Annotated in this window: 19 protein-coding genes; 9 read left to right on the top strand and 10 right to left on the bottom strand. The window is 71.5% G+C overall.

The genetic code is table 11. From position 1 onward, the window contains the following. Positions 1 to 136: 136 nt before the first annotated feature. The 3 genes from AB0M02_RS03820 to AB0M02_RS03810 are packed head-to-tail and all read left to right on the top strand — an operon-like array spanning position 137 to position 1,229. Complete coding sequence (locus tag AB0M02_RS03820; protein ID WP_364220930.1) at positions 137 to 520, top strand: DUF202 domain-containing protein; 384 nt, start codon at positions 137 to 139, stop codon at positions 518 to 520. Beyond that, a complete protein-coding gene (locus AB0M02_RS03815) occupies positions 520 to 858 on the top strand; it encodes a DUF202 domain-containing protein (protein WP_364220927.1) in 339 nt (112 codons plus the stop codon). Before AB0M02_RS03820 ends, AB0M02_RS03815 begins: the two co-directional genes overlap by 1 nt. Positions 859 to 896: 38 nt before the next feature. Continuing rightward, positions 897 to 1,229: a PLD nuclease N-terminal domain-containing protein gene (locus tag AB0M02_RS03810; RefSeq protein ID WP_364220924.1), complete on the top strand. Its 333-nt coding sequence runs from the start codon at positions 897 to 899 to the stop codon at positions 1,227 to 1,229. On the opposite strand, the gene AB0M02_RS03805 is transcribed toward AB0M02_RS03810, so the two are convergent. Genes AB0M02_RS03805 through AB0M02_RS03795 form a run of 3 tightly spaced genes read right to left on the bottom strand, consistent with a single transcriptional unit; the run spans position 1,226 to position 5,623 of the window. Next, positions 1,226 to 2,848, bottom strand: coding sequence for an acetolactate synthase (locus AB0M02_RS03805; RefSeq protein WP_364220921.1), 1,623 nt, complete (start codon positions 2,846 to 2,848; stop codon positions 1,226 to 1,228). The two genes, AB0M02_RS03810 and AB0M02_RS03805, sit on opposite strands and share 4 nt — an antisense overlap. Before the next feature lie 15 nt (positions 2,849 to 2,863). Beyond that, entirely contained in the window at positions 2,864 to 4,807 is a 1,944-nt protein-coding gene (locus AB0M02_RS03800) for an Hsp70 family protein (RefSeq protein ID WP_364220919.1), read from the bottom strand. Positions 4,808 to 4,849: 42 nt separating this feature from the next. Continuing rightward, complete coding sequence (locus AB0M02_RS03795; RefSeq protein ID WP_364220916.1) at positions 4,850 to 5,623, bottom strand: enoyl-CoA hydratase-related protein; 774 nt, start codon at positions 5,621 to 5,623, stop codon at positions 4,850 to 4,852. Positions 5,624 to 5,704: 81 nt separating this feature from the next. Here AB0M02_RS03795 and AB0M02_RS03790 point away from each other — a divergent pair, with 81 nt between their 5' ends. The 4 genes from AB0M02_RS03790 to AB0M02_RS03775 are packed head-to-tail and all read left to right on the top strand — an operon-like array spanning position 5,705 to position 8,031. Beyond that, the gene (locus AB0M02_RS03790) at positions 5,705 to 6,166 is read left to right on the top strand and encodes a DUF6232 family protein (RefSeq protein ID WP_364220913.1); all 462 of its coding nucleotides are present in this window, start codon (positions 5,705 to 5,707) and stop codon (positions 6,164 to 6,166) included. Then, positions 6,163 to 6,516: a hypothetical protein gene (locus AB0M02_RS03785; RefSeq protein WP_364220910.1), complete on the top strand. Its 354-nt coding sequence runs from the start codon at positions 6,163 to 6,165 to the stop codon at positions 6,514 to 6,516. The genes AB0M02_RS03790 and AB0M02_RS03785 overlap by 4 nt, the downstream gene beginning before the upstream one ends. A 52-nt stretch (positions 6,517 to 6,568) precedes the next feature. Beyond that, the gene (locus AB0M02_RS03780; protein ID WP_364220907.1) at positions 6,569 to 7,111 is read left to right on the top strand and encodes a PAS domain-containing protein; all 543 of its coding nucleotides are present in this window, start codon (positions 6,569 to 6,571) and stop codon (positions 7,109 to 7,111) included. Continuing rightward, on the top strand, positions 7,108 to 8,031 hold the full coding sequence (locus AB0M02_RS03775) for a methyl-accepting chemotaxis protein (protein WP_364220904.1): 924 nt from the start codon (positions 7,108 to 7,110) through the stop codon (positions 8,029 to 8,031). Before AB0M02_RS03780 ends, AB0M02_RS03775 begins: the two co-directional genes overlap by 4 nt. 127 nt (positions 8,032 to 8,158) lie before the next feature. Here the strand turns inward: AB0M02_RS03775 and AB0M02_RS03770 are convergent, their stop codons facing one another. From AB0M02_RS03770 to AB0M02_RS03760, 3 genes are read right to left on the bottom strand one after another with little or no spacing between them, the layout of a single operon-like run. Then, positions 8,159 to 9,049: a ribokinase gene (locus tag AB0M02_RS03770; RefSeq protein ID WP_364220902.1), complete on the bottom strand. Its 891-nt coding sequence runs from the start codon at positions 9,047 to 9,049 to the stop codon at positions 8,159 to 8,161. Between the two features lie 7 nt (positions 9,050 to 9,056). Next, a complete protein-coding gene (locus AB0M02_RS03765) occupies positions 9,057 to 9,872 on the bottom strand; it encodes an ABC transporter ATP-binding protein (RefSeq protein WP_364220899.1) in 816 nt (271 codons plus the stop codon). A 44-nt stretch (positions 9,873 to 9,916) separates the two neighbouring features. Then, positions 9,917 to 11,095 (bottom strand): ROK family transcriptional regulator, encoded by a 1,179-nt coding sequence (locus tag AB0M02_RS03760; protein WP_364220896.1) that lies wholly within the window; start codon positions 11,093 to 11,095, stop codon positions 9,917 to 9,919. A gap of 175 nt (positions 11,096 to 11,270) precedes the next feature. Here AB0M02_RS03760 and AB0M02_RS03755 point away from each other — a divergent pair, with 175 nt between their 5' ends. Then, a complete protein-coding gene (locus tag AB0M02_RS03755; RefSeq protein ID WP_364220893.1) occupies positions 11,271 to 12,725 on the top strand; it encodes a glycoside hydrolase family 3 N-terminal domain-containing protein in 1,455 nt (484 codons plus the stop codon). A gap of 263 nt (positions 12,726 to 12,988) precedes the next feature. Here the strand turns inward: AB0M02_RS03755 and AB0M02_RS03750 are convergent, their stop codons facing one another. The 3 genes from AB0M02_RS03750 to AB0M02_RS03740 are packed head-to-tail and all read right to left on the bottom strand — an operon-like array spanning position 12,989 to position 14,530. Beyond that, positions 12,989 to 13,681: a TetR family transcriptional regulator gene (locus tag AB0M02_RS03750; protein WP_364220891.1), complete on the bottom strand. Its 693-nt coding sequence runs from the start codon at positions 13,679 to 13,681 to the stop codon at positions 12,989 to 12,991. Beyond that, positions 13,662 to 14,099, bottom strand: a complete 438-nt coding sequence (locus tag AB0M02_RS03745; RefSeq protein WP_364220888.1) for a DCC1-like thiol-disulfide oxidoreductase family protein — start codon at positions 14,097 to 14,099, stop codon at positions 13,662 to 13,664. The genes AB0M02_RS03750 and AB0M02_RS03745 overlap by 20 nt, the downstream gene beginning before the upstream one ends. Before the next feature lie 8 nt (positions 14,100 to 14,107). After that, positions 14,108 to 14,530: a hypothetical protein gene (locus AB0M02_RS03740; RefSeq protein ID WP_364220885.1), complete on the bottom strand. Its 423-nt coding sequence runs from the start codon at positions 14,528 to 14,530 to the stop codon at positions 14,108 to 14,110. 337 nt (positions 14,531 to 14,867) lie between these two features. Between AB0M02_RS03740 and AB0M02_RS03735 the strand changes: the two genes are divergently transcribed. Beyond that, positions 14,868 to 15,908 (top strand): type IV toxin-antitoxin system AbiEi family antitoxin domain-containing protein, encoded by a 1,041-nt coding sequence (locus tag AB0M02_RS03735; RefSeq protein WP_364220882.1) that lies wholly within the window; start codon positions 14,868 to 14,870, stop codon positions 15,906 to 15,908. Between the two features lie 149 nt (positions 15,909 to 16,057). On the opposite strand, the gene AB0M02_RS03730 is transcribed toward AB0M02_RS03735, so the two are convergent. After that, positions 16,058 to 21,001, bottom strand: coding sequence for an NAD-glutamate dehydrogenase (locus tag AB0M02_RS03730; RefSeq protein WP_364220879.1), 4,944 nt, complete (start codon positions 20,999 to 21,001; stop codon positions 16,058 to 16,060). Positions 21,002 to 21,125: the final 124 nt, after the last annotated feature.

Here is a 21,125-nt window from a genome sequence, read left to right as displayed (position 1 = left end):
GAGCCGCAGACCCATGGTCGCGCCGGCCCGGACTCCCCATGGTGCCTGTGCGGGCGCCCGCGAGAGGCCTGTGTCAGTGATGAAGTCCGCATCCTCTGGCGCCCTGTTGTCGACCAGATAGGTCAATAATCGACGGGTGTTCGGTGCGCTGGCCCAGTGGTTCGACCCGGACCGTGAGCAGGATCGGGGCTCCACGCCCGACTACCGGTTCTCACTGGCCAACGAACGGACGTTCCTGGCCTGGATCCGCACCGGCCTCGCACTGATCGCCGGCGGCCTGGCCTGCGCCCAGTTCCTGCCGCCGCTGCCGGTCACCCACCTCCGCGAGATCATCGCGATCCTGCTCCTCGTCCTCGGCGGCGTGGTGGCCCTCCGCGCTGTCGACCACTGGGCCCGCACCGAACGCGCCATGCGCCTCGGCACGGCCCTGCCCCGCTCCCGCTTCCCCGCGATCCTCGCCATCGTGGTCGCCCTCGGCGCCGTCGCCCTGGTGATCGCCGTCCTGGTCCAGGTCTTCTGATGAACCGCGACCCCGGCGTGGACCGCGACCCCGGCGTCGACCGCGACCCCGGCGCCTCACCCGAGCGGACGCGTCTCGCCTGGCGCCGCACCGGTCTCTCCGCCGCCGCCGTGGCCCTGCTCGCCGCCCGGCCCGCCTTCGCGCCCGACGCCGGGCCTCCGGAGTGGCTCACCGCCGCGATCGTGATGATCTGCTGGACCGCGCTGGTGGCCCTGGCTCTCGACCGCGCACGCGGCCTCCGTGTCCGATTTCCCGAACCCGTCCCGCGCGCGATCCGGGCCTATGCGCTGATCACCACCGCTATGGCGGTCCTCGGCGGGTTGGTTGTCATGCTCTGATCGTCGCCGTCTTGGCGTACGCGGGGCATCATTGCGGCATGGTCCGGTTGTTCATCTTCTTGGCCGCTGTCGCACTCGTCCTGCTCATCCTGGCGCTGATCAGCTGCCTGGCCGCGGAACGGGTCCGCAACATGCGGCGCTGGCTCTGGGTCCTGGTGATCGTTCTCATCCCGATCGCCGGGCCGCTCGCCTACCTCGTGTGGGGCCGCCCGGTCACCCGCACGTCCCGCCGCCCCGCACGGCGCCCCTCCTCCCCCGACGACGATCCCGACTTCCTGCGCTCGATGGACACCGAGCAGTCCCGCCGTGACCGCGAGACGCTCGCCCAGTGGGAGCGCGAGCTCAACAAGGACGACGAACAGAAGAACTAAGCGAGGTTCGAGCTACGCGGGTAAGCGTCTGCCGGGTCGGTCAGGACGTTCACCAGGTACGGCACGCCCGCGTCGAACGCGCGCCGCAGAGCCGGGCCGAGTTCGGCGGCCTTCTCCACGGTCTCGCCGGCACCGCCGAGCGCGCGCACCACGTCGTCGTACCGGAGTCCGGGCGAAAGGTCCGCCGCCACGTCGTACCCGTACATCGCGCGCATCGGGTGTTTCTCCAGGCCCCAGATGCCGTTGTTGCCGACCACGATCACCACGGGCAGGTTCTGCCGGACCAGGGACTCGGCGTCCATCAGGGAGAAGCCGGCCGCGCCGTCACCCATCAGCACGCAGATCTGCCGGTCGGGGTAGGTGACCCGGGCACCCATCGCGTAGCCGAGGCCGGTGCCGAGACAGCCGTACGGGCCGGGGTCCAGCCACGTGCCGGGCTGGGCGGGCTCCAGGTAGCGGCCGGCGTACGACACGAAGTCACCGCCGTCGCCGATCGTCACCGCGTCGCTCGCCAGCACCCTGCGCAGCTCACCGTAGATCCGGGCCGGCCTGATCGGGTCGGTCTCGGCCGCCATCGCCTCCTCGTCGCGGGCCCGCCCGGCGTCCTCGGCGGTCCGCAGCCCCGCCAGCCACTCCTCGTGGTCGGCCCGATCGCCGGAGTACGACGCGATCCCGGCCAGGATCCGGCGCAGGTCACCGGCGGGCGAGACGGCCGGGGTGACGTGGGTGGCCCGCTGGTCGGGCGCGTCCACGACGTGCACCACCTGGGCGTCGCCGAACTCGCCGAACCCGAGCCGGAAGTCGAGCGGCGTGCCGATCACCGCCACCACGTCCGCCTCACCGAGGGCGACCCGCCGCGCGCGGGCGAAGGCGAGCGGGTGCCCGGGCGGCAGCGAGCCCCGGCCCATCCCGTTGGCGAAGACCGGTACGCGCAACGCCTCCGCGGCCGCACGCAGCTCAGCCACCGCGTCGCCGCTCCACACCTCCGAACCCGCCACGATCACCGGGCGCTCGGCGGCCGCGAGCAGTTCGGCCGCGCGGCGCACCTCGTCGGGATCGGGCTCCAGGACGGGCACCGCGGGTTCGCCGGGCCGGGCCGCCTCCGCCGTCGAGAAGATCACCTCGAGGGGCAGGTCGAGGAAGACCGGCCCCCGGTGCGGGGTGAGCGCGGCGGTCAGCGCGGCGGCGATCTCACCGGGGATGGACTCGGTGGCCGCGACCGTGGCCGCGTACTTGGTGACCGGGGCGACCAGCGGCACGTGATCGAGCTCCTGCAGGCTGCCCGAGCCCCAGCGGAACGCCGGTGCCCGCCCGCCGAGCACCAGCACCGGCGAGGCGTTGAAGTGCGCACTGGTCAGCCCGGAGATGCCGTTGGTGACGCCCGGCCCGGCGGTGAGCACGGCCAGGCCCGGCCGGCGGCGCAGCTTGGCCACCGCCTCGGCGGCGAACACCGCGGACTGCTCGTGCCGCACGTCGTAGATCGGGAACCCGGACTCGTGCGCCGCGGTGTAGAGCGGGAAGACGTGCCCACCGGAGAGGGTGAACATCTCGCTCACCCCGAACGCGCGCAGTGCGGCCAGGGCCAGCTCGCCGCCGTGGCCCTCGATCGTTCCGGTCACCCGCGTTCCCCTCTGTCAGGCCAGTCCGAGCAGCTCCGCCAGGTCCTGGAAGACGTTTATCGCGTCCTGCTGCAGCGGGGCGCCGTTCGCGTATCCGTACGCCAGCACCAGCGCGACCAGCGGCACCATCACCATGGTGAACAGGCTCAGCATGACCTGCAGGAACCGCAGGAACCGTCCGCGACGGCGTTTCTTGGGGCGTTTCGCGGGGCGCTGCCTCTGCTGCGGCGCGGGCTGCGGGGTGCGTGGCGCGGCGGCGACGGCTCGGGCCGACGGGATGGGCCGGGCCGAGCCCATCACCGGGGAGGTCACCGGCTGCGCCGACACCGGGGCGATGGGCCGGGCGTGTGCCACCACCGGCGTCGTGGGCCGGTTCGCGCGCTGCGGTGGTCCGGCTTTCCTCTGGGGTACGGGAGCCCAGCCCTCGCTCGACGGGGTCGGCGCGGCGGCGGTGGCGTCCGGGTCGGTCCGCCACGTGGCCGGGTCGGCGTGCGGCCACGGGTCGACCGGCGGGCGCAGATGCGGCGGGGTGCCGTCATCCGGATCGGGCGCGTCCTCGGGCACCTCGTCGGCCTCGGCCGCCCTGTCGCCGAGCCGTTCGGTCGACAGCGGCCCACCCGGGGTCTCGATCGGCTCGCCCGGCTCCTCGCCGGCCTCGGGATCCGCCGCAGCCGGCCGCGCGATCCGCTCGGTCTCCACGGTCGGGCCCTGATCCACGTTCGGGACGGCCGCCACCACGGTCTCCTGCTGCGGTTCGGTCTCCGGTGGCATCAGCGTCGTGGCCGGCGCCGGCTCCTCGCGCACGATCAGCCCGGTCGCGCTCGGCAGGTACTTCGACGGCAGCCGCAGTTCCTCGGTCGGCCCGGGTGCGGCCGGCTCGGTGGAGAGCAGGGCGGCACCGGCCAGGATGCTGCCCTCGGCGACCACCAGCTCGGGCTGCTCGATCACCACCGGCGGGTCGCCCAGCTCGCGGTGCAGCAGGGTGGCGACCAGCGGGATCCGGCTCGCGCCGCCGACCAGGAAGACACCGGCCAGCCGGCCCTCGGGCAGGTCGGCCCAGCGCAGCAGGTTCTTGGTGACCTGCACGGTCTGGTCCAGCACCGGCCGCGCGACGGTCTCCAGCTCCTCGCGGGTGAGGTGCGCCTCGACGTCGAGCAGCGGCACCACGAAGTCCGCCGACTGGGCGCGGGAGAGCCGTTCCTTGGCGATGCGCACGTCGTCCCAGAGCTGGCGGCGGGCCCGGCGCTCCTCGACCGTGGACGGCTCCAGGAGCCGGGCCCAGTCGTCGGTGCGCAGGTGCTCGACGACCGCCGCGTCCACGTCCAGGCCGCCCAGGTCGTCGCGGCCGTCGACGGCCAGCACCTCGAAGCCCGAGCTGGTCCGGGCCACCACGCTGGCGTCGAAGGTGCCGGCGCCGAAGTCGTGCACCATCACCACCGAGCCGATCGGCACGTCGCGCCCGAGCACCTCGGCGAAGTACGTCGCCGCGGCGACCGGCTCGGCGACCAGGCGGGCACCCTCCAGCCCGGCCCGCGCGGCGGCCTCGGCGAGCAGCGTCCGGCGCGTCGCGCCCCACGAGGCGGGACAGGTGAGCGTGGTCTGCGGCCGGTACGGCCCCACGGCGCGGTGCCACTCCTCGGTGACCCGGGCCAGCACCGCCGCGATCAGCTCGACGACCTCGAACTCGCGCTCGCCGAGCAGCACCAGGCCGTCGTCGATCCGGCGTTTCGGGTTCGGCTCGAAGCGGGCCGGATCCAGCCGCGCGCTGTGCACCGCGTCCCGGCCGACCAGCACGTCTCCCCCGGCGTCAGCGAAGACGGCGGACGGCAGCAGCGGTGAGCCGTCGACCAGGATCGGCCGGGCACGGCCGTCCGGCCATCGCGCCACGGCGACGGTGTTCGAGGTGCCGAAGTCGATGCCGAGGGCATAGCGCTTCAGACCACCCTGGTCGATGGACATGAACGCAGTCTAGGCAATCGCGCCCCGCGACCGGTTGATCCACTACCTGCCGGTGAACTTGGGCTTGCGCTTCTCGACGAAAGCGGTGGTTCCTTCCACCCGGTCGTCGGTGGCGAACAGGGCCGCGAAGAGGTGCGACTCCAACGCCAGGCCACCCGCCAGGTCCACGCTCAGCCCACCGTCGATGGCCTGTTTGGCGGCGCGCAACGCCATCGCGGGCCCGGTCGTATACGGCCGGACCAGCTCGACGGCTGTCGTGTAGACCGCGGCGGTCGGCGCGACCCGGTCGGCGAGACCGATCCGCAGCGCCTCGTCGCTGTCGACCATCCGACCAGAGAAGATCAGGTCCTTGGCGCCGGCCGGCCCGATCAGCCGGGCGAGCCGCTGGGTGCCGCCGGCGCCCGGGATGATCCCCAGCTTGATCTCCGGCTGGCCGAGCTTGGCGTCGTCGGCCACCACCCGCCAGTCGCAGGCCAGCGCGAGCTCGCAGCCGCCGCCGAGCGCATACCCGGTGATCGCGGCGACGACCGGCTTCGGAATGCGGGCCACCGCGTCGAACGCGCTGGAGAGCGCGGCGGAACGGGCCACCATCTCCTGGTACGACACGGTCGTGAACTCGGTGATGTCGGCGCCGGCCGCGAACACCTTCTCCCCGCCCCACACCACCACGGCGCGCACCGAGTCGTCGGCGGTGGCGGCCTGCGCGGCCGCTCGAAGCTCGTCCTGCACCTGGGTGTTCAGGGCGTTCATCGGCGGCCGTTCCAGCCGGATCGTCCCGATTCCGTCCGCGGCTTCCAGCCGTACGAACTCGCCCACCCCGTGCCTCCTCGCATCGAGCCGTTTCCCCGCCACCCTACGACGGGTAAGGGATACATTGGGTCCTCTGGGGAGGAGAAGATGACCACCTATTACCGGGATCCGGAAGTCCTGATCACGTCATCCGGCGTACGGATGAACGGCCGCGACTTCCGCCTGCCCGACCTGATCCGGGTCTGGTACACCCGCGGTTCCCGCTCGTGGGGCGTCATCGCCTGGCGGGGAGCGCTCGGCCTGACCATCCTCCTGCCGCTGCTCGCCGGCGGGTTCGCGATCACGGTCGCGCTGCTGATGGACGCGGCGCTGACCACCGTGCTGACCGTCCTGGTCGCCGGCATCCTGATCGGCCTGGCCGTGGTGCCGGTCGCCGACCTGCTGCTGGAGCGCATGGACGCGTCGTACGACCGGGGCAGCCGGAGCCTGGAGATCTGGGGCCACGTGCACGGCGGCGATGTCCTGCTGCTGCGCACCGACAACGCACAGCGCTTCGGCCGGATCTACCGCGCGCTCCAGCGGGCCCTGGAGCCGGCGGTCCACCGGTGAGGCGGGACGCCGCGAGCCTGGCCGGTTTCCTGGCCGCCATGGGCACACTCCACTTCGTGGCACCCCGGCCGTTCGACGGCATCGTGCCGGGAGTTCTGCCCGGATCGCCACGCGCGTGGACGTACGCAAGCGGGGTTGCCGAATTGGCAGTCGCCGCCGCCGTCGCACATCCTCGCACCCGCAAAGCCGGCGGTCTTGCCGCCGCGGCCCTCTTCGCCGCCGTCTTCCCGGCCAACGTCAAGATGGCCGCCGATTGGAGGCACGCGTCACCGGCCCGTCGCGCCATCGCCTACGGCCGGCTGCCGCTGCAGGTGCCACTGATCGTCTGGGCGCTGCGGGTGGCTCGCTGATTCGCCGATTTCCCCGTTCAGAACCCCGCCGGTCGCCGACGATCAAGACATCATGAGAGCCACCGAGGTACGCCCCACCGGTGTCGAGCGCACGTTCGGCGAGAACGAGCTGATCGTCAGCAAGACCGACCCGCGCGGCGTCATCACGTACGCGAATGATGTCTTTCTCCGGGTTTCGGCGCTGCCGGAGCAGGCAGCGGTCGGCAGCCCGCACAACGTGATCCGCCATCCGGACATGCCGCGGGCCGTGTTCAAGCTGCTCTGGGACACCCTCAAGGACGGCCAGGAGATCTTCGCGTACGTCCTGAACCTCGCCGCCGACGGCGCGCACTACTGGGTGTTCGCGCACATCACGCCCTCCTACGACCGGTCCGGCAGGCTGCTCGGCTTCCACTCGAACCGCCGCCTGCCCCGCCCCGCGGCGGTCACCGCGATCAGCGCCGTCTACGACCGGCTGCTCACCGAGCAACGCCGGCACAGCCACACCCCGGACGCTGTCACGGCCGGCGCGGCGGCACTGAACCGGATGCTGGAGGAGCACGGGCAGACGTACGACGAGCTGGTCTGGGCGATCACCGACGGCGGTGGGCGGTGAGGACCGGACTCCCCTCCGGCGTCGGCGGGGGTGACCTCGAACAGGCGGTCCGGACCGCCACCGAGGTTTGCGCGCGCGCCGCCGACGGCGATCTGGAGGCGCGGATACCGGCGATCGGCGACTCGGACCTCGCCGCCGGACTGCGCATCGCCGTCAACGGACTGCTCGACCACGTCGACGCCTTCGTACGCGAGGCCGGCGCCGCCTCGGCCGCCGCGTCACAGGGCCGCTTCCACCGGCGCTTCCTGACACAGGGACTGGACGGCGCGTACCGGGCGGCCGCCGAACAGATCACCCACTCGAACCAGGTGATGAACCGGACCGCGGAGCAGTTCGCGGACGCCGCCCGGGGCCGCCTGGCGCTCGCCGACGAGCTGGAGTCAGCGGTACTGACCGTCTCCGAGCAGGTCGCCACCGCGGCCACCGAGATGGGCCGGTCGGCGAACGGACTGGCCGACTTCGCCCGCGACGCGGTGACCAACGCGGAGCAGGGGCTGGGCACGGTGTCGTCGCTGCGTACCTCCTCCGAACAGATCCGGCACGCCGTCGACCTGATCAACAAGGTGTCGGCGCAGACCCGGCTGCTGGCACTGAACGCCACGATCGAGGCGGCCCGCGCGGGCACGGCGGGACGCGGGTTCGGCGTGGTGGCCAACGAGGTGAAGACACTCGCCAACGAGACCAGCTCGTCCAGCGAGGAGATCATGGGCCAGGTCAACACGGTGCAGCAGGCGGCGGCGGACGCCATCGCCGTGCTGGAGGCGGTCACCGCCCGGATCCGCGAGATGAGCGGGCTGGTCGAGGGCATCGCGGTGGCGGTGGACGGCGGGCCTCAGGCGGCTGATGTGGGGTTGTCCCAGCTCGCCGAGGTGTTGCGGGCCGAGGTGTCCCGCTTCGTGACGACGATCCGGGAGTCGTGAGGCGTTAGGGAGAACGAACGTTCTATCTGCGGCCAGGCGCCGCATCGGCGCGCGGGGCGCGCGGGGCGCGCGGGGCGCGGGGCGCGCGGGGCATCAAACCAGAGAGAGAACGTTCGTTCTACCAACTTCAAGCGTTGTAGAGCGCCTCAATCTCAGACCGCTCCGGCAGCGCACCACTGGCCCCGACCTTCCGCACGCACACAGCGCCGGCCGCATTCGCCCACCGAACCGCGTCCACCAGATCCCGCCCCTCACCCCAGGCCACCGCGAGAGCACCGGTAAACGCGTCACCGGCAGCGGTCGTGTCCGCGACCGCAACCCGGAACGCGGGGACGTGCTCATCCCGGCCGTCACGATCCGCGTACCGCGCGCCCTTGCCGCCAGCCGTCAGCACCACGCGCGGCACGAGAGCCAGCAACCCGGCCATGTCCGGCTCGGTCGCGCCGGTGATGGCGCGGGCCTCGATCTCGTTGACCACCAGCAGGTCGACCTCGTCGAGCATGCCCGGCGGCGGATCCATGGCGGGCGCGGCGTTCAGGATGGTCCGGGTGCCGCCCGCCCGGCCGGCGCGCAGGGCCGAATACACCGTGGACAGCGGGATCTCCTGCTGGCAGAGCAGCACGTCCGCCTCCGCGATCGCGGCCTTCTCGCCGGCGCTCAGGTCGACGAACGTCCGGTTCGCTCCCGGGCTGACCAGGATCGAGTTCTCCCCGTCGCGATCCACCATGATCACGGCAACGCCGGAGGTGCCGTAGCTCGTGCGTACCCGACTGGTGTTCACCCCCGCGGCCGTGAGCCGCGCGCCCAGGGTGACCCCGAACGAATCCGAGCCGATCGCGCCGAGGAACGCCGTCGTCCCGCCCGCCCGCGCGGCGGCGATGGCCTGGTTCGACCCCTTGCCGCCCGGTGCCATCACGAAGTCGTCACCGAGCACGGTCTCGCCCGGCCGGGGCAGGCGCGGCGCCAGCCCGACCAGATCCATGTTCGCGCTTCCCGCGACGACGACCCGGGTCGGCATCTCGGGCCTAACCCGCCCGCGCCGCGTAACGGTCGCCGAAGCGGTCCACGACCAGCGGCAGGCCGAACGTCTTCGTCAGGTTCTCGGCGGTCATCACCTCGCCGAGCAGGCCGGCCGCGACCACGACGCCGTCGCGCAGGAGCAGGCCGTGGGTGAAGCCCGGCGGGATCTCCTCGACGTGGTGGGTGACCAGCACCATGGCCGGGGCGTCCGGGTCCAGCGCCAGCTCGGTGAGGTGCCCGATCAGGGTCTCCCGGCCGCCCAGGTCCAGACCGGCGGTCGGCTCGTCGAGCAGCATCAGCTCCGGGTCGGTCATCAGCGCGCGGGCGATCTGGGTGCGCTTGCGCTCGCCCTCGGAGAGGGTGCCGAACTCACGCTCGGCGAAGGAGGCCACGCCGAGCTGGTCCAGCAGCTGCCGGGCGCGCGCCTCGTCCTGCGGGTCGTACTCCTCCCGCCAGCGGCCGACCACCGACCACGCGGCGGTGAGCACCACGTCGATCACCCGCTCGCCGGGCGGCACCTGATCGGCGAACCGGCCGGTGGTGTAGCCCACTCGGGTGCGCAACTCGTTCAGATCGGTGCGGCCCAGGCGCTCGCCCAGCACGTACGCGACACCGCGGGTGGGGTGCAACCGGCCGGCCGCGAGGTTGAGCAGGGTCGTCTTGCCGGCGCCGTTCGGCCCCAGCACGACCCACCGCTCATCGAGCTCGACCTGCCAGGACAGGTCACGGACCAGGTGATTGCCCCCGCGGACCACGTTCACACGGTCGAAGGCGATGACGGTGTCCTCGCCGGGCGGATCGGTTACGACAGCCTCCAGCACGCGTCCATCCAACCATGTGTGCCCGAGCCACCTCCCGTGACCCGCTAGTCGGTCGTGGAGCCGAAGACCTCGTCGCGGACCGCCTCCAGGGCCGTCCGCAGGGCGCCGTGCAGCACCGGTTCGGCGGGCACGCTGGTCACCACGACCTTCGGCGAGACCAGTGTGATCGCCGAGACCTCGCGCTCCACCCGCTCGGCCAGCGCCGGCCCACCGGCCCGGCTGACCTCGCCGGCCAGCACCACCAGCGGCGGGTCGAGCACCACGCAGGTGGCGGCGACACCGAGCGCGAGGCGACGGGCCAACTCGTCGAGGACAGGTTCGCCGGCCGGGCCGGCGGCCACCGCCGCGCGGACCACGTCGGCCGCCTCGGCGCCGCGGAAGCCGAACTGCTTGCCGATCGCCTTCACCGCGTCCGCGCCGGCGATCGCCTGGAAGGCACCCTTCACCCCGCGGCGTGACGCGTTGTGCGGGACCTCCGCGCCGGCCACCGGCAGGTAGCCGATCTCACCGGCGGCGCCGGTGGCGCCCTGGTGCAGACGGCCGGCGATGACCGTGGCGAGACCGACACCGCGGCCGATCCAGATCAGCGCGAAGTCGCTCACCCCGGTCGCCGCGCCGGTGCCGGACTCGGCGACCGCCGCCATGTTCACGTCGTTGCCGAAGACGACCGGCGTGCTCAGGTCGCGGCGCAGCTCGGCGAGCAGGCCGCGGTGCCAGCGGGGCAGGTCGTGCGCGAACGAGATCTCGCCGGACTCCGGGTCGACCAGACCCGGCGTGCCGAGGACGACTCGGCGTACCGAGGACATGTCGGCGCCCGCCTCGCCGGCCGCCTGGACCACCGCGTTGTGCACGACGCCGACCGGGTCGTCGGTGTCCTTGGTGCTCTGCTCGACCCGGCTGATGATCGTGCCGGTGATGTCCGCGCACGCGGCGACCACGCAGTCCGGGCCGACGTCGACGCCGATCACGTGGGCGCTGCTCGGGGTCACCGCGTACAGCTGGGCGTTGGGGCCGCGGCCGCCGGCCTGCTCGCCCACCCGCCGGACCAGCCCGCGCTCCTCCAGCCGCTCGACCAGCTGCGAGGCGGTGACCTTGCTCAGGCCGGTCAGCTCGCCGAGCTGTGCCCGGGTCAGTGGACCACGCGTGAGCAGCAGATCCAGCGCTGCACGGTCGTTGAGTGCGCGCAGCAGCCGGGGCGTGCCCGGGAGGCGGGTGGTCGCCATAGCGTTCGTTCCCCTAATAAGAAAGATTCTTTCCTGTTACAGTGTCGACGCACGACACGCAGCCGCAGCGTAACGGTAGGCAACGGCGCCGGGCCGGAGGGTGGCTCATCGACTCCGAGCGATCATGGCAGCTCGGAGGCCTCCTCGACCAGATTTGTGCCATCGGAAGGACAAGATGTCGACCGACCCCGGCCTTCGCCGACTCGCTCTGCACACCCTCCTCGCCGCTTTTCCGGGCCCGTCCGCGCCGGACTGGGCACTCGAACTGCTGGCCGACGGACTCGCCGGGCACACCCTGTTCGGGACCAATGTCGCCGACTCCGCCCAGCTCGCGGCGCTGACCGCGACGCTGCGCTCGGCACGGCCGGACGCGCTGATCGCCATCGACGAGGAGGGCGGCGACGTCACCCGCCTCGGGCACCGGACCGGGAGTCCATATCCCGGGAACGCGGCACTCGGCGCGGTCGACGACCCCGAGCTGACCCGTCTGGTCTACGCGGCCATCGGCGCCGACCTCGCCGCCGCAGGGGTGAACCTCGACCTCGCGCCGACCGTCGACGTCAACACCGCCGACGACAACCCGATCATCGGCACCCGCTCGTTCGGCGCCGACCCGGCCCTGGTCGCCCGCCACGCCGGCGCCGCGATCACCGGCCTGGAGTCGACCGGCGTGGCGGCCTGCGCCAAGCACTTCCCCGGCCACGGCGCCACGGTCAGTGACTCGCACCTGGAGCTGCCGACCGTCGACGTGCCGCTGTCCGTCCTGCGCGAGCGCGACCTGCCGCCCTTCGCCGCCGCGGTAGCGGCCGGCGCCCAGGCGGTGATGAGCGCGCACATCCGGGTGCCGGCGCTCACCGGCGACCTGCCCGCGACGTTCAGCCGGGCCGCGCTGACCGGTCTGCTGCGCGGCGAGTACGGCTTCCGCGGCGTGATCGTCACCGACGCCCTGGAGATGCGCGGCGCTGCCGGTGCGGCGGGCAGCATCCCGCTGGCCGCGGTGGCCGCGCTCTCCGCCGGAGCCGACCTGCTCTGCATCGGCGCCGAGGTGGACCGCGCGCTGGTCGAATCGGTAGCGAGCGAGATCGCCGCCTCGGTCCAGGACGGGCGCCTGCCGGCCGCCCGGCTGGAGGAGGCCGCCGCTCGCACCGCCGCCCTCGCCTCGTGGAGCTCGACCCCGCGGCTGCCCGCCACCCGCGACGCCGGACTCGGTGTGGCCGCGGCCCGCCGCGCTGTCGTCGTCGAGGGCTCGCCGGGCGACCTGGGCTCGCCGCTGGTCGTGCAGTTCGTCGCCGGGCACTCGATCGCCGAGGGCCGGGTGCCGTGGGGCCTGAAGCCGCACCTCAACGGAACCGAGTTCGTCGAGGTGGTGGCCGGCGAGAGCTCACCGGAGGCGCTCGCCGCCCGCGCCGGTGACCGTCCCGTCGTCGTGGTCGGCCGTCGCATCCACAACTCACCCGCCGCCCGCGACATCGTCGAGCGCCTGGCCGCCACCCGCCCGGTCGGCGTGGTCGAGATGGGCTGGCCGTCGTCCTGGCGGCCCGAGGGCGTACGCGCCTTCGTAGTCACCCACGGCGCCAGCCTCGCCAACAGCCGCGCCGCCGCCGAGGCGCTGGGCCTGGCCGCTCACTAGAGGAAGGCTGGCGAGCCGGGCTCGGCGGGCTGCTCCCGAAGCCCTGCCGTGCCCGGCTCACCGTCTGCGTCGCGGTTTCCTACTGGTCCCGAGTGGAGTCCCGCGACGTCCCCAGACCCACCTGCGGACATGACGCTACGTGACGATCACCGGCCTTCGGAAGCGCTGCGTAACCAAACTGCCCGATCGGTTACCCCACCTTAGCCCGAAAAATCAGCCCTTATCGGGGCAAAGACCCAAGCTAGTCACGCTGCGTAATGTCGCTAATCGTCGCGCCGCACGTTGTCCAACAGCTCGAGCACCTGGCGCAGCGCCGGCCGTAACACCCTCAAACGGGACAGACCCACCAGCCGATCGATCAGCGGCACCACCCCGTCGATCAGGCGCCGGGTGCGCCGCTGTTCCGGCGAGCTGTCATAGACCCAGAACAGCGTCACACCCATCCAGGCCAGCCAGAGCAGCTCCGGCAGATGGACCCGCAGCTCCGGATCGATCTTCGCCGTCGAGCCCTCCATCACATCCCGGAAGATCCCGATCGACGCGTCCCGGGCCGGCGACGACTGCCGCGAGAACGGGCTGAGCGGCGACGTGGGCTCGGCCGCCGTCTTGAAGAAGGTGGCCGCGAACGAGTGGTACGGCGCGTTCACGTCGATCCCCGCGTGCAGCACCCCGCGCAACCGGGCCGCGAACTCCCGCTCCCCGTCGAGGACCGGAGCCGCCGCCACTCGGTGCGCGCCCTGCATGTGGTCGTAGAACCCCTGTATCAGGTGTTCCTTGGAGTCGAAGTAGTAGTAGGCGTTACCGACCGCGACCCCTGCCTCCTTGGCGATGGCACGCATGGTCGTGTCCGCGTATCCCCGCTCCCGGAACATGCGCAGCGCGGTCTCCAGGATCACCTGCCGGGTCTGCTCACCCCGGGCACGTAGAGGTTTCCCGTCAGCGGCAGGTTTCGTCACAGACGTCACCGTATCCGTGGTCCCGCGTCGACCGCCGCACGGCCGCCGCCGTGGCGATCACGCGCCGGGCCAGCGGGAGCAGCGCGGGAGTACTGAGCCGCTCGGCCGTCCCGCGGTGGTCGGCCAGGGCCCACAGGCAGGCGAGCCAGGCGCCGTCGCCCGCGTACACCTCTCCGGTGTCGGAAATGACCGTGAGATCCCGCAGCGTGGCGTCGTGGTCCAGCCCGGGGAAGAGGCTCCGGGCCTCAGCCGACCCGGCCGCGACGAAGCTCAGCGGCACGAGTTGCAGCCGCGACTCCAGCCAGCGCCGCGCGGTCCGGCAAATCGGACAGCCCGCGTCGTAGAGCACGGTGAAGGACCCGATCCGGCCGGCCCCTCGCCCGGCCGGATCGGTGCTCTCTGTGGTGCCCTTTGTCATGCCCTCTGTCATGCCCGAGCCGGCGGCGGCATCTGCGGCGGCATCGGCAGCCGAGCGGCGGGCGGCAGCGGCGGCGCGAGCTGAGCCTGGCGGAGGCGACCCCGGCGGTAGCGGCCGAGGAAGTACACGTTGCAGAAGTGCAGAACCCCGAGCACCAGCAGCACGAGCCCGATCTTCAGCGACAGTGTCTCGAGGACCTCACTGGTGCTGGCAACGGTCGCCGCCGAGCGCATCGCCACCGACATGTAGCCGAGATTGAGCAGATAGAACCCCATGGTCAACAGCTGGTTCACCGCCCGCGCAAGCTTGCTGTCAGCGAAAACCTCCTCCAGGAAGATCTGCCCGTTGCGGGAGAGCGTCGTCGCCACCCACACGGTCAGACCGATACTGACCACCAGGTAGACGAGGTACATCACAGCCTTGTAGTCCATCAGAGCCCCTCTTGAACGTGTTCAAAACTCTCGCCTCTGAGAGTAGGCCCTTGTTTGAACACGTTCAAGAAAACCCGTTGGGGAGATGTGAGCGATCTGGATCACGCTTCTTGTTTCGTACGCTCGTCGAAGAGTCCCGTGGAGTCACGCGACCACCTGCCACCCAGGGCCGCCCGGCGACAGCCGGGCCTGCGCGTGGCAGGCACAGGCCCCCTCGTCTGCGGAAACTCACTGCGATCAGGGCCGCAGCGGGTCTCCGCATCGCTGGTTATCCACAATTTCCGGCTGTCCACAGGGCCGTTCGCGGAACGCCCGAACCCACGGCACCGTGAACCGCATGACGCGACTCGACCAGATCACCCGTCGGCAGCGCGGCGTGGTGGCCCGCTCCCAGGTCTTCGACGCCGGGCTGACTCCGGCCGCCCTCCGCCACCGCCTCGACTCGGGTCGGTGGCAGCGGGTCTTCGACGGTGTCTACGCGACCTTCACCGGAGGAGTGCCACCCCCGGCCCGGCGGTGGGCCGCCGTGCTCTGGGCCGGACACGACGCCGTGCTGTCACACCGTTCCGCAGCCGAGGAGGCCGGCCTCGCCGATCACCCCGCCGGCCTCGGGGACCACCCCGCCGGTCTCGGGGGCCACGCCGACGTCGGCCCGACCGCGAGTTCGGGAGGCACCATCCACATCACCATCCCGGAGAGGCGACGAGTGCGGCCCACACCCGGGATAGTCGTGCACCGCTCCCGGCAGCTCGCGCGACGACGGCATCCGACCCGGCGCCCACCCCAGACACGAGTGGAGGAGACCGTCCTGGACCTGGCCCTTACCGCCACCTCCGACGAGACCGCGATGGCCTGGATCGCCGCAGCGTGCACCCGCCGCCTGACCACCCCCGACCGCGTCGCGAAAGCACTGGCCGCCCGACATCGTGTCCCCCACCGCCGGGACCTGGCCGCCCTGCTCGACGACGTCCGGTCCGGCTGCCACTCCGTCCTCGAACACCGCTACCTAAGACACGTCGAGCGAGCTCACGACCTGCCCACAGGCGTGCGACAACGGCGCCGCCCCGAAGCAACCACCACGAGATATGACGACGTCACTTACACGGATTTCGGCGTACTCGTCGAACTCGACGGCCTGGCCGCCCACCCTCCCGAGCTGCGATGGCGAGACTTCCGCCGCGACAACGCCGCCGCCGAACACGGCGAGGTGGTCCTGCGCTACGGCACTTCCGACATCCGCGAACACCCCTGCGAAGTGGCCCACCAGGTCGCCACCGTGCTCCGCTCCCGAGGCTGGGACGGCGTGGCCGCCCCCTGCTCACCAACCTGCGACACCCTCCTCCCCGGACCCACCCCTCCCAGACCGGAACCCCCATGAACAACCGCCGCCGTGAGCCACCGCCGCAGAGAAAGCCGACCTCCACCCACAACGCGGAAACTCACGGCGGCCCCGACAGCATCAGGCTTCCGCACAACCGGCGCCGCACCCGCCGCGCCGTTGCGAGGTGCCGGGCAGCCGTCGCCGCATCAAGCCGCCGACGAGGTCTTCACCAGGGTTCGGATCTGGCGGAGCAGCACCGACAGTGCCGCCAGATCGGCCGGTGAGTCGTCGACGTCGCCCATGGCGTTGGAGGCTCGGGCGATGGAGGCCGCGTTCACCTGTTCCCACTCCGAGACCCGGTCCTCGGGGGTGGCCGTCGACGGCGTCGACTGCAGGACCTCGGCGGTCAGGGCGGCGAGGGCTGCGTACAGGTCGTAGCGCAGGGCCATGCGTGCCAGCGTCTGCCAGCGGTCTCCGCGCGGGAGGCGGGAGATGTGTGACAGCAACGCGTCCACGCCGAAGCGCTCCGAGAGCACGAAGTAGACCTTGGCCACCTCGATGGCCTCGCGCCCGATCGCCGCCGCTGTCTCCAGGATGTCGAGCAGGCCGAAGCCGTAGAAGACGCGGCTGACCGCGCCCGCCAGTTCCTCCGGGACACCCTTGCCCGCCAGCGTCTCGACGCGGCCTTCGAGGGCGCGGCGTTCGGCGCCGACGACCAGGTCGGGGAGTTGGGGCAGGAGGGTCGAGATGCCGGGGCGGAGTTTGGCGATCTCGCCGGCCACGTCGAGGGGGGAGCGCCGGGTGCTGACCAGCCAGCGGGTGGCGCGGTCCAGCAGTCGGCGGGTCTCGAGCAGGACGAGGGTCTGCGCGGATGTGGGCACCTGGTTGTCGAGTGCCTCGGCCGCCGCCCAGATCTTGTCGAGGCCGTAGACGTCGCGGACCACGACGTAGGCGCGTGCGACGTCGGCCGCCGACGCGCCGCTCTCCTCCATCGCGCGGTAGACGAACGACGTACCGCCCCGGTTGACGACCTCGTTGACCAGCGCGGTCGAGATGATCTCGCGGCGGAGGCGGTGCCCGGCCATGCGGCTGGCGAAGCGCTCGCGCAGCGGCGTGGGGAAATACCTGGTCAGCACGGCGGTGGTCCAGCTTTCGTCGACCAGTTCATCGGCGAGGACCTCGCGCTCCAAACTGATTTTGACGTACGCGAGAAGCACCGCGAACTCAGGCGGAGTGAGTCCCTCGCCCACCTCCGAGCGAGCCTGCAACTCCTTGTCGGTCGGGAGCGCCTCCAGTTCGCGGTTGAGCTCGCCACGGTGTTCGAGGGCGGTCAGCATGCGCCGGTGCACCGGGAGGAGTGAGTGTGCCTGTGCCCGGGCGTTGCCGAGTGCCGTGGCCTGCTCGTAGTTGTCGCGCAGCACCAGGGCGCCGACCTCGTCCGTCATCGCCGCGAGGAGTTCGTCGCGCTCCGGGATCGTCATCTCCCCGTCGGTGACCGCGCCGCCGAGCAGGATCTTGATGTTGACCTCGTGGTCGGAGCAGTCGACGCCGGCCGAGTTGTCGATGAAGTCGGTGAAGACGCGGCCGCCGGCGCGGGCGAACTCGATGCGCCCGCGCTGGGTGAGGCCGAGGTTGCCGCCCTCGCCGACGACCTTGACGCGCAGTTCGGCGCCGTTGACCCGGATCGCGTCGTTGCTCTTGTCGCCGACGTCGGCGTGCGACTCGGAGGCCGCCTTCACGTAGGTGCCGATGCCGCCGTTGAAGAGCAGGTCGACCGGCGCCTTGAGGATGGCGCGCATCAGCTCGACGGGGCTGATCGCCGTCGCCTCGCCGAGGTCGAGAGCCGCCCGGACCTGCGGGCTGACCGGGATCGACTTGGCACTGCGGGCGAAGACGCCGCCGCCCTCGCTGATCAGGGACTTGTCGTAGTCGGCCCAGGAGGAACGGGGAAGGTCGAACAGGCGCTGTCGTTCCGCGTACGAAATCGAGGGGTTGGGATCGGGATCCACGAAGATGTGGCGGTGGTCGAACGCCGCGACCAGCCTGATGTGCTGCGAAAGCAGCATGCCGTTGCCGAAGACGTCGCCGGACATGTCACCGACGCCGACCACCGTGAAGTCCTGGGTCTGCGTGTCGACGCCGAGGTCGCGGAAGTGCTTCTTCACCGACTCCCAGGCACCGCGCGCGGTGATGCCCATCTTCTTGTGGTCGTAACCGGCCGAACCACCGCTGGCGAACGCGTCGCCCATCCAGAAGTCCTTGCCGACCGAGATCTCGTTCGCGATGTCGCTGAACGTCGCGGTGCCCTTGTCGGCGGCCACCACCAGGTAGGGGTCGTCGCCGTCGTGCCGCACCACGTCGACCGGCGGGACGATCTTGCCGCTCTGGATGTTGTCGGTGACGTCCATCATCGCGGTGATGAACCGCTTGTAGCAGACCACCGCCTCGTCCCGGTCGCCCGGCTTCTGCTTGAGCACGAAGCCGCCCTTGGCACCGACCGGCACGATCACCGCGTTCTTCACCATCTGAGCCTTGACCAGGCCGAGCACCTCGGTGCGGAAGTCCTCGTGCCGGTCCGACCAGCGCAGGCCACCCCGAGCAACGGCACCGAACCGCAGATGTACGCCCTCGAAGCGCGGCGAGTAGACGAAGATCTCGTACTTCGGGCGGGGCTGCGGCAGGTCCGGGATCGCCTGCGGGTCCAGCTTGTACGCCACGTACGACTTCGGCCGCCCGTCCGGACCGCGCTGGTAGAAGCTGGTCCGCAGGGTCGCCTCGATCAGCGTCAGGTACGACCGCAGGATCCGGTCCTGGTCCAGGCTCTCCACCTGGTCGAGGAGCTCGGTGATCCGGTCGCGGATGCCGGTCGAGCGGCGGGCCCGCTCGGCGGCGTCGATCTGCAGGGCCGGCGAGAACCGGGTCTCGAAGAGCTGGAGCAGGAGCCCGGCGATCTCCGGGTACGCGGTGAACGTCGACTCCAGGTAGCGCTGCGAGAAGACGTTGCCGGCCTGGCGCAGGTATTTGGCGTACGAGCGGAGCACGACCACCTGCCGCCAGGTGAACCCGGCACGCAGCACCAGCTCGTTGAAGCCGTCCACCTCCGCCTCGCCCCGCCAGGCGGCCGCGAACGCGTTCTCCACCTGCGGGCGCACCTCGGCCAGTTCACGGTGGCCGGACGGCGGGAGCAGGCCGAAGTCGTAGAGGTAGATGACACCGTCGGAGCGGCGGATCTCGTACGGCCGCTCGTCGGTGACCCGCACGCCGAGCGAGTGCAGCACCGGCAGGACCGCGGAGAGCATCATCGGCTCGCCGTACCGGTAGACCTTGAAACGCACGTCGCGCTCGTCCGGCTCGGGGGTGCCGTCCGCGCCCAGCCGGCGCCGCCGGAACAGGTGCATCGCCAGCTGGCCGGGCTCCTCGAGCAGCTCCAGCTTCGCCAGGTCCTGCATGCCCTCGTACGGCGTGTGGCCGTTCTTGTAGCTCTCCGGATAGGCCGTCGAGTAGCGGCCGAACAGCGTCTTCGCCGGCTCGTCACCGAGCTTGCGCTCCAGGACCAGGGAGAAGTCGTCGTCCCACATCCGGGTCGCGTCGGCCAGCAGCTCGGCCAGCTCGTTCGGGTCGACCGGGCCGGGCGGCGCCGCCGGGTCGGTACGCACGATGAAGTGCACCCGCGCCAGCATCCGCTCGGTCACCCGGGTGGTGTAGTCGACTCCCACGCCGTTCAGCTCGCGCAGCAGGATCTCCTGCATGCGCAGCCTGTTCCCGGTGGTGAACCGGTCCCGGGGCAGGTAGATCAGGCAGGAGATGAACCGGCCGTACCCGTCCCGGCGCAGGAACAGCCGCAGCTGCCGGCGCCCGGCCATCCGCAGCACACCGATGACCGCCTCGTACAGGTCGTCGGTCTTGATCTGGAACAGCTCGTCGCGGGGGTACGTCTCCAGGATCTGCAGCAGGTCCTTGCCGGAGTGCCCGCGCGGTGACAGGCCGGAGCGGTCCATCACCTCCTGGACCTTGCGCTTGACCACCGGAAGCTGGCGGACGCTCGTCCGGTACGCCGAGGAGGAGAACAGGCCGAGGAAGCGCCGTTCCCCGGTGACGTTCCCGTCGCCGTCGAAGACCTTCACGCCGATGTAGTCGAGGTACGCGGAGCGGTGCACGGTCGCCCGCGAGTTCGCCTTCGTGATGACCAGCAGCCGCTTCTCGAGCGCCCGCTCGTACGCCTCCGCGGCCATCTCCGACGCCAGCCGCCGCGGCTTGCTCGCGCCGCGCAGTATGCCCAGCCCGGTGCCCTCGACCGCGGTCAGGACACCATCGTCCAACCGGTACTCCCGGTAGCCGAGGAACGTGAAGTGGTCGTGCGCCAGCCACTTGAGCAGCTCGATCGTGTCCGTGACGTCCTTGTCCGGCACCGGCAGGTGGTGGTCGGAACCGCGGGCCGCGGCCAGCTCGTCGGAGATGACCAGGGCGCGCTGACGCATCCGCGGCCAGTCCTCGACCGCGTCCCGTACGTCGGTGAGCACCCGCCGCACCTCGTTGAGCAGCTGGTCGCGCGCCTCCGCCCGGCGTACCGGATCGATCTCGATCCTTATCCAGCTCTCGACCAGGTCGCCCTCGATCGCGTCGTCCGGCTCCACCTCGGCCTCGAGCTGGGCGAGCGCGCCGAGCGGCTCACGACGCACCACGATCAGCGGGTGCACCAGCAGATAGACCTGGAGGTTGTGCGCCGTCAGCAGGGCGATGACCGAGTCCACCAGGAACGGCATGTCGTCGGTGACGATCTGCAGAACGGTGTGTCCCTGCGGCCCGGACGGCTCGGTGATGGCGAGTTTCACCTCGCCGGGAAGCCGGTTACGGGCCAGCTCACGGTGCTCGACCGCGGCCGCGAACATCTCCTCGGGCGTGTAGCCGACCAGTTCCTCGTCCGGTGCGAACCTCCAGAACCGGTCAACCAGTGACGCGGTGATGTGGTCCTCGCCGGCTCGCTGCACGGCCTGCGCGACGAGCCGTTCGGCGTCGGGCAGAGGCTCGTCGAGCTCTCCTGTGTCGATGGACGCACCGAGATGCCCTGTCAGGGCGAGTCCCGGGCCGGTGCCCCGATCATCGGGCACGGTCTGATCAGATTCGGACGCTGCCTCATCGGCGACAGCCATGGCTCTGGCGCTCCCCTCACCCACGGCACTGTGGGTTCGAACATGTCGAGCACAGCCTAGAACGGATGCCCCGGGACTCCTCACACCCAGGGTGTGCCAGCCCGCTGACGTGCGGATTTGGCGG

It is taken from the genome of Actinoplanes sp. NPDC051861 (genome assembly GCF_040681145.1).
GTDB lineage: Bacteria > Actinomycetota > Actinomycetes > Mycobacteriales > Micromonosporaceae > Actinoplanes.
Note: the sequence above shows the minus strand (reverse complement) of the source record. Positions and strands in the feature narration are given on the sequence as shown.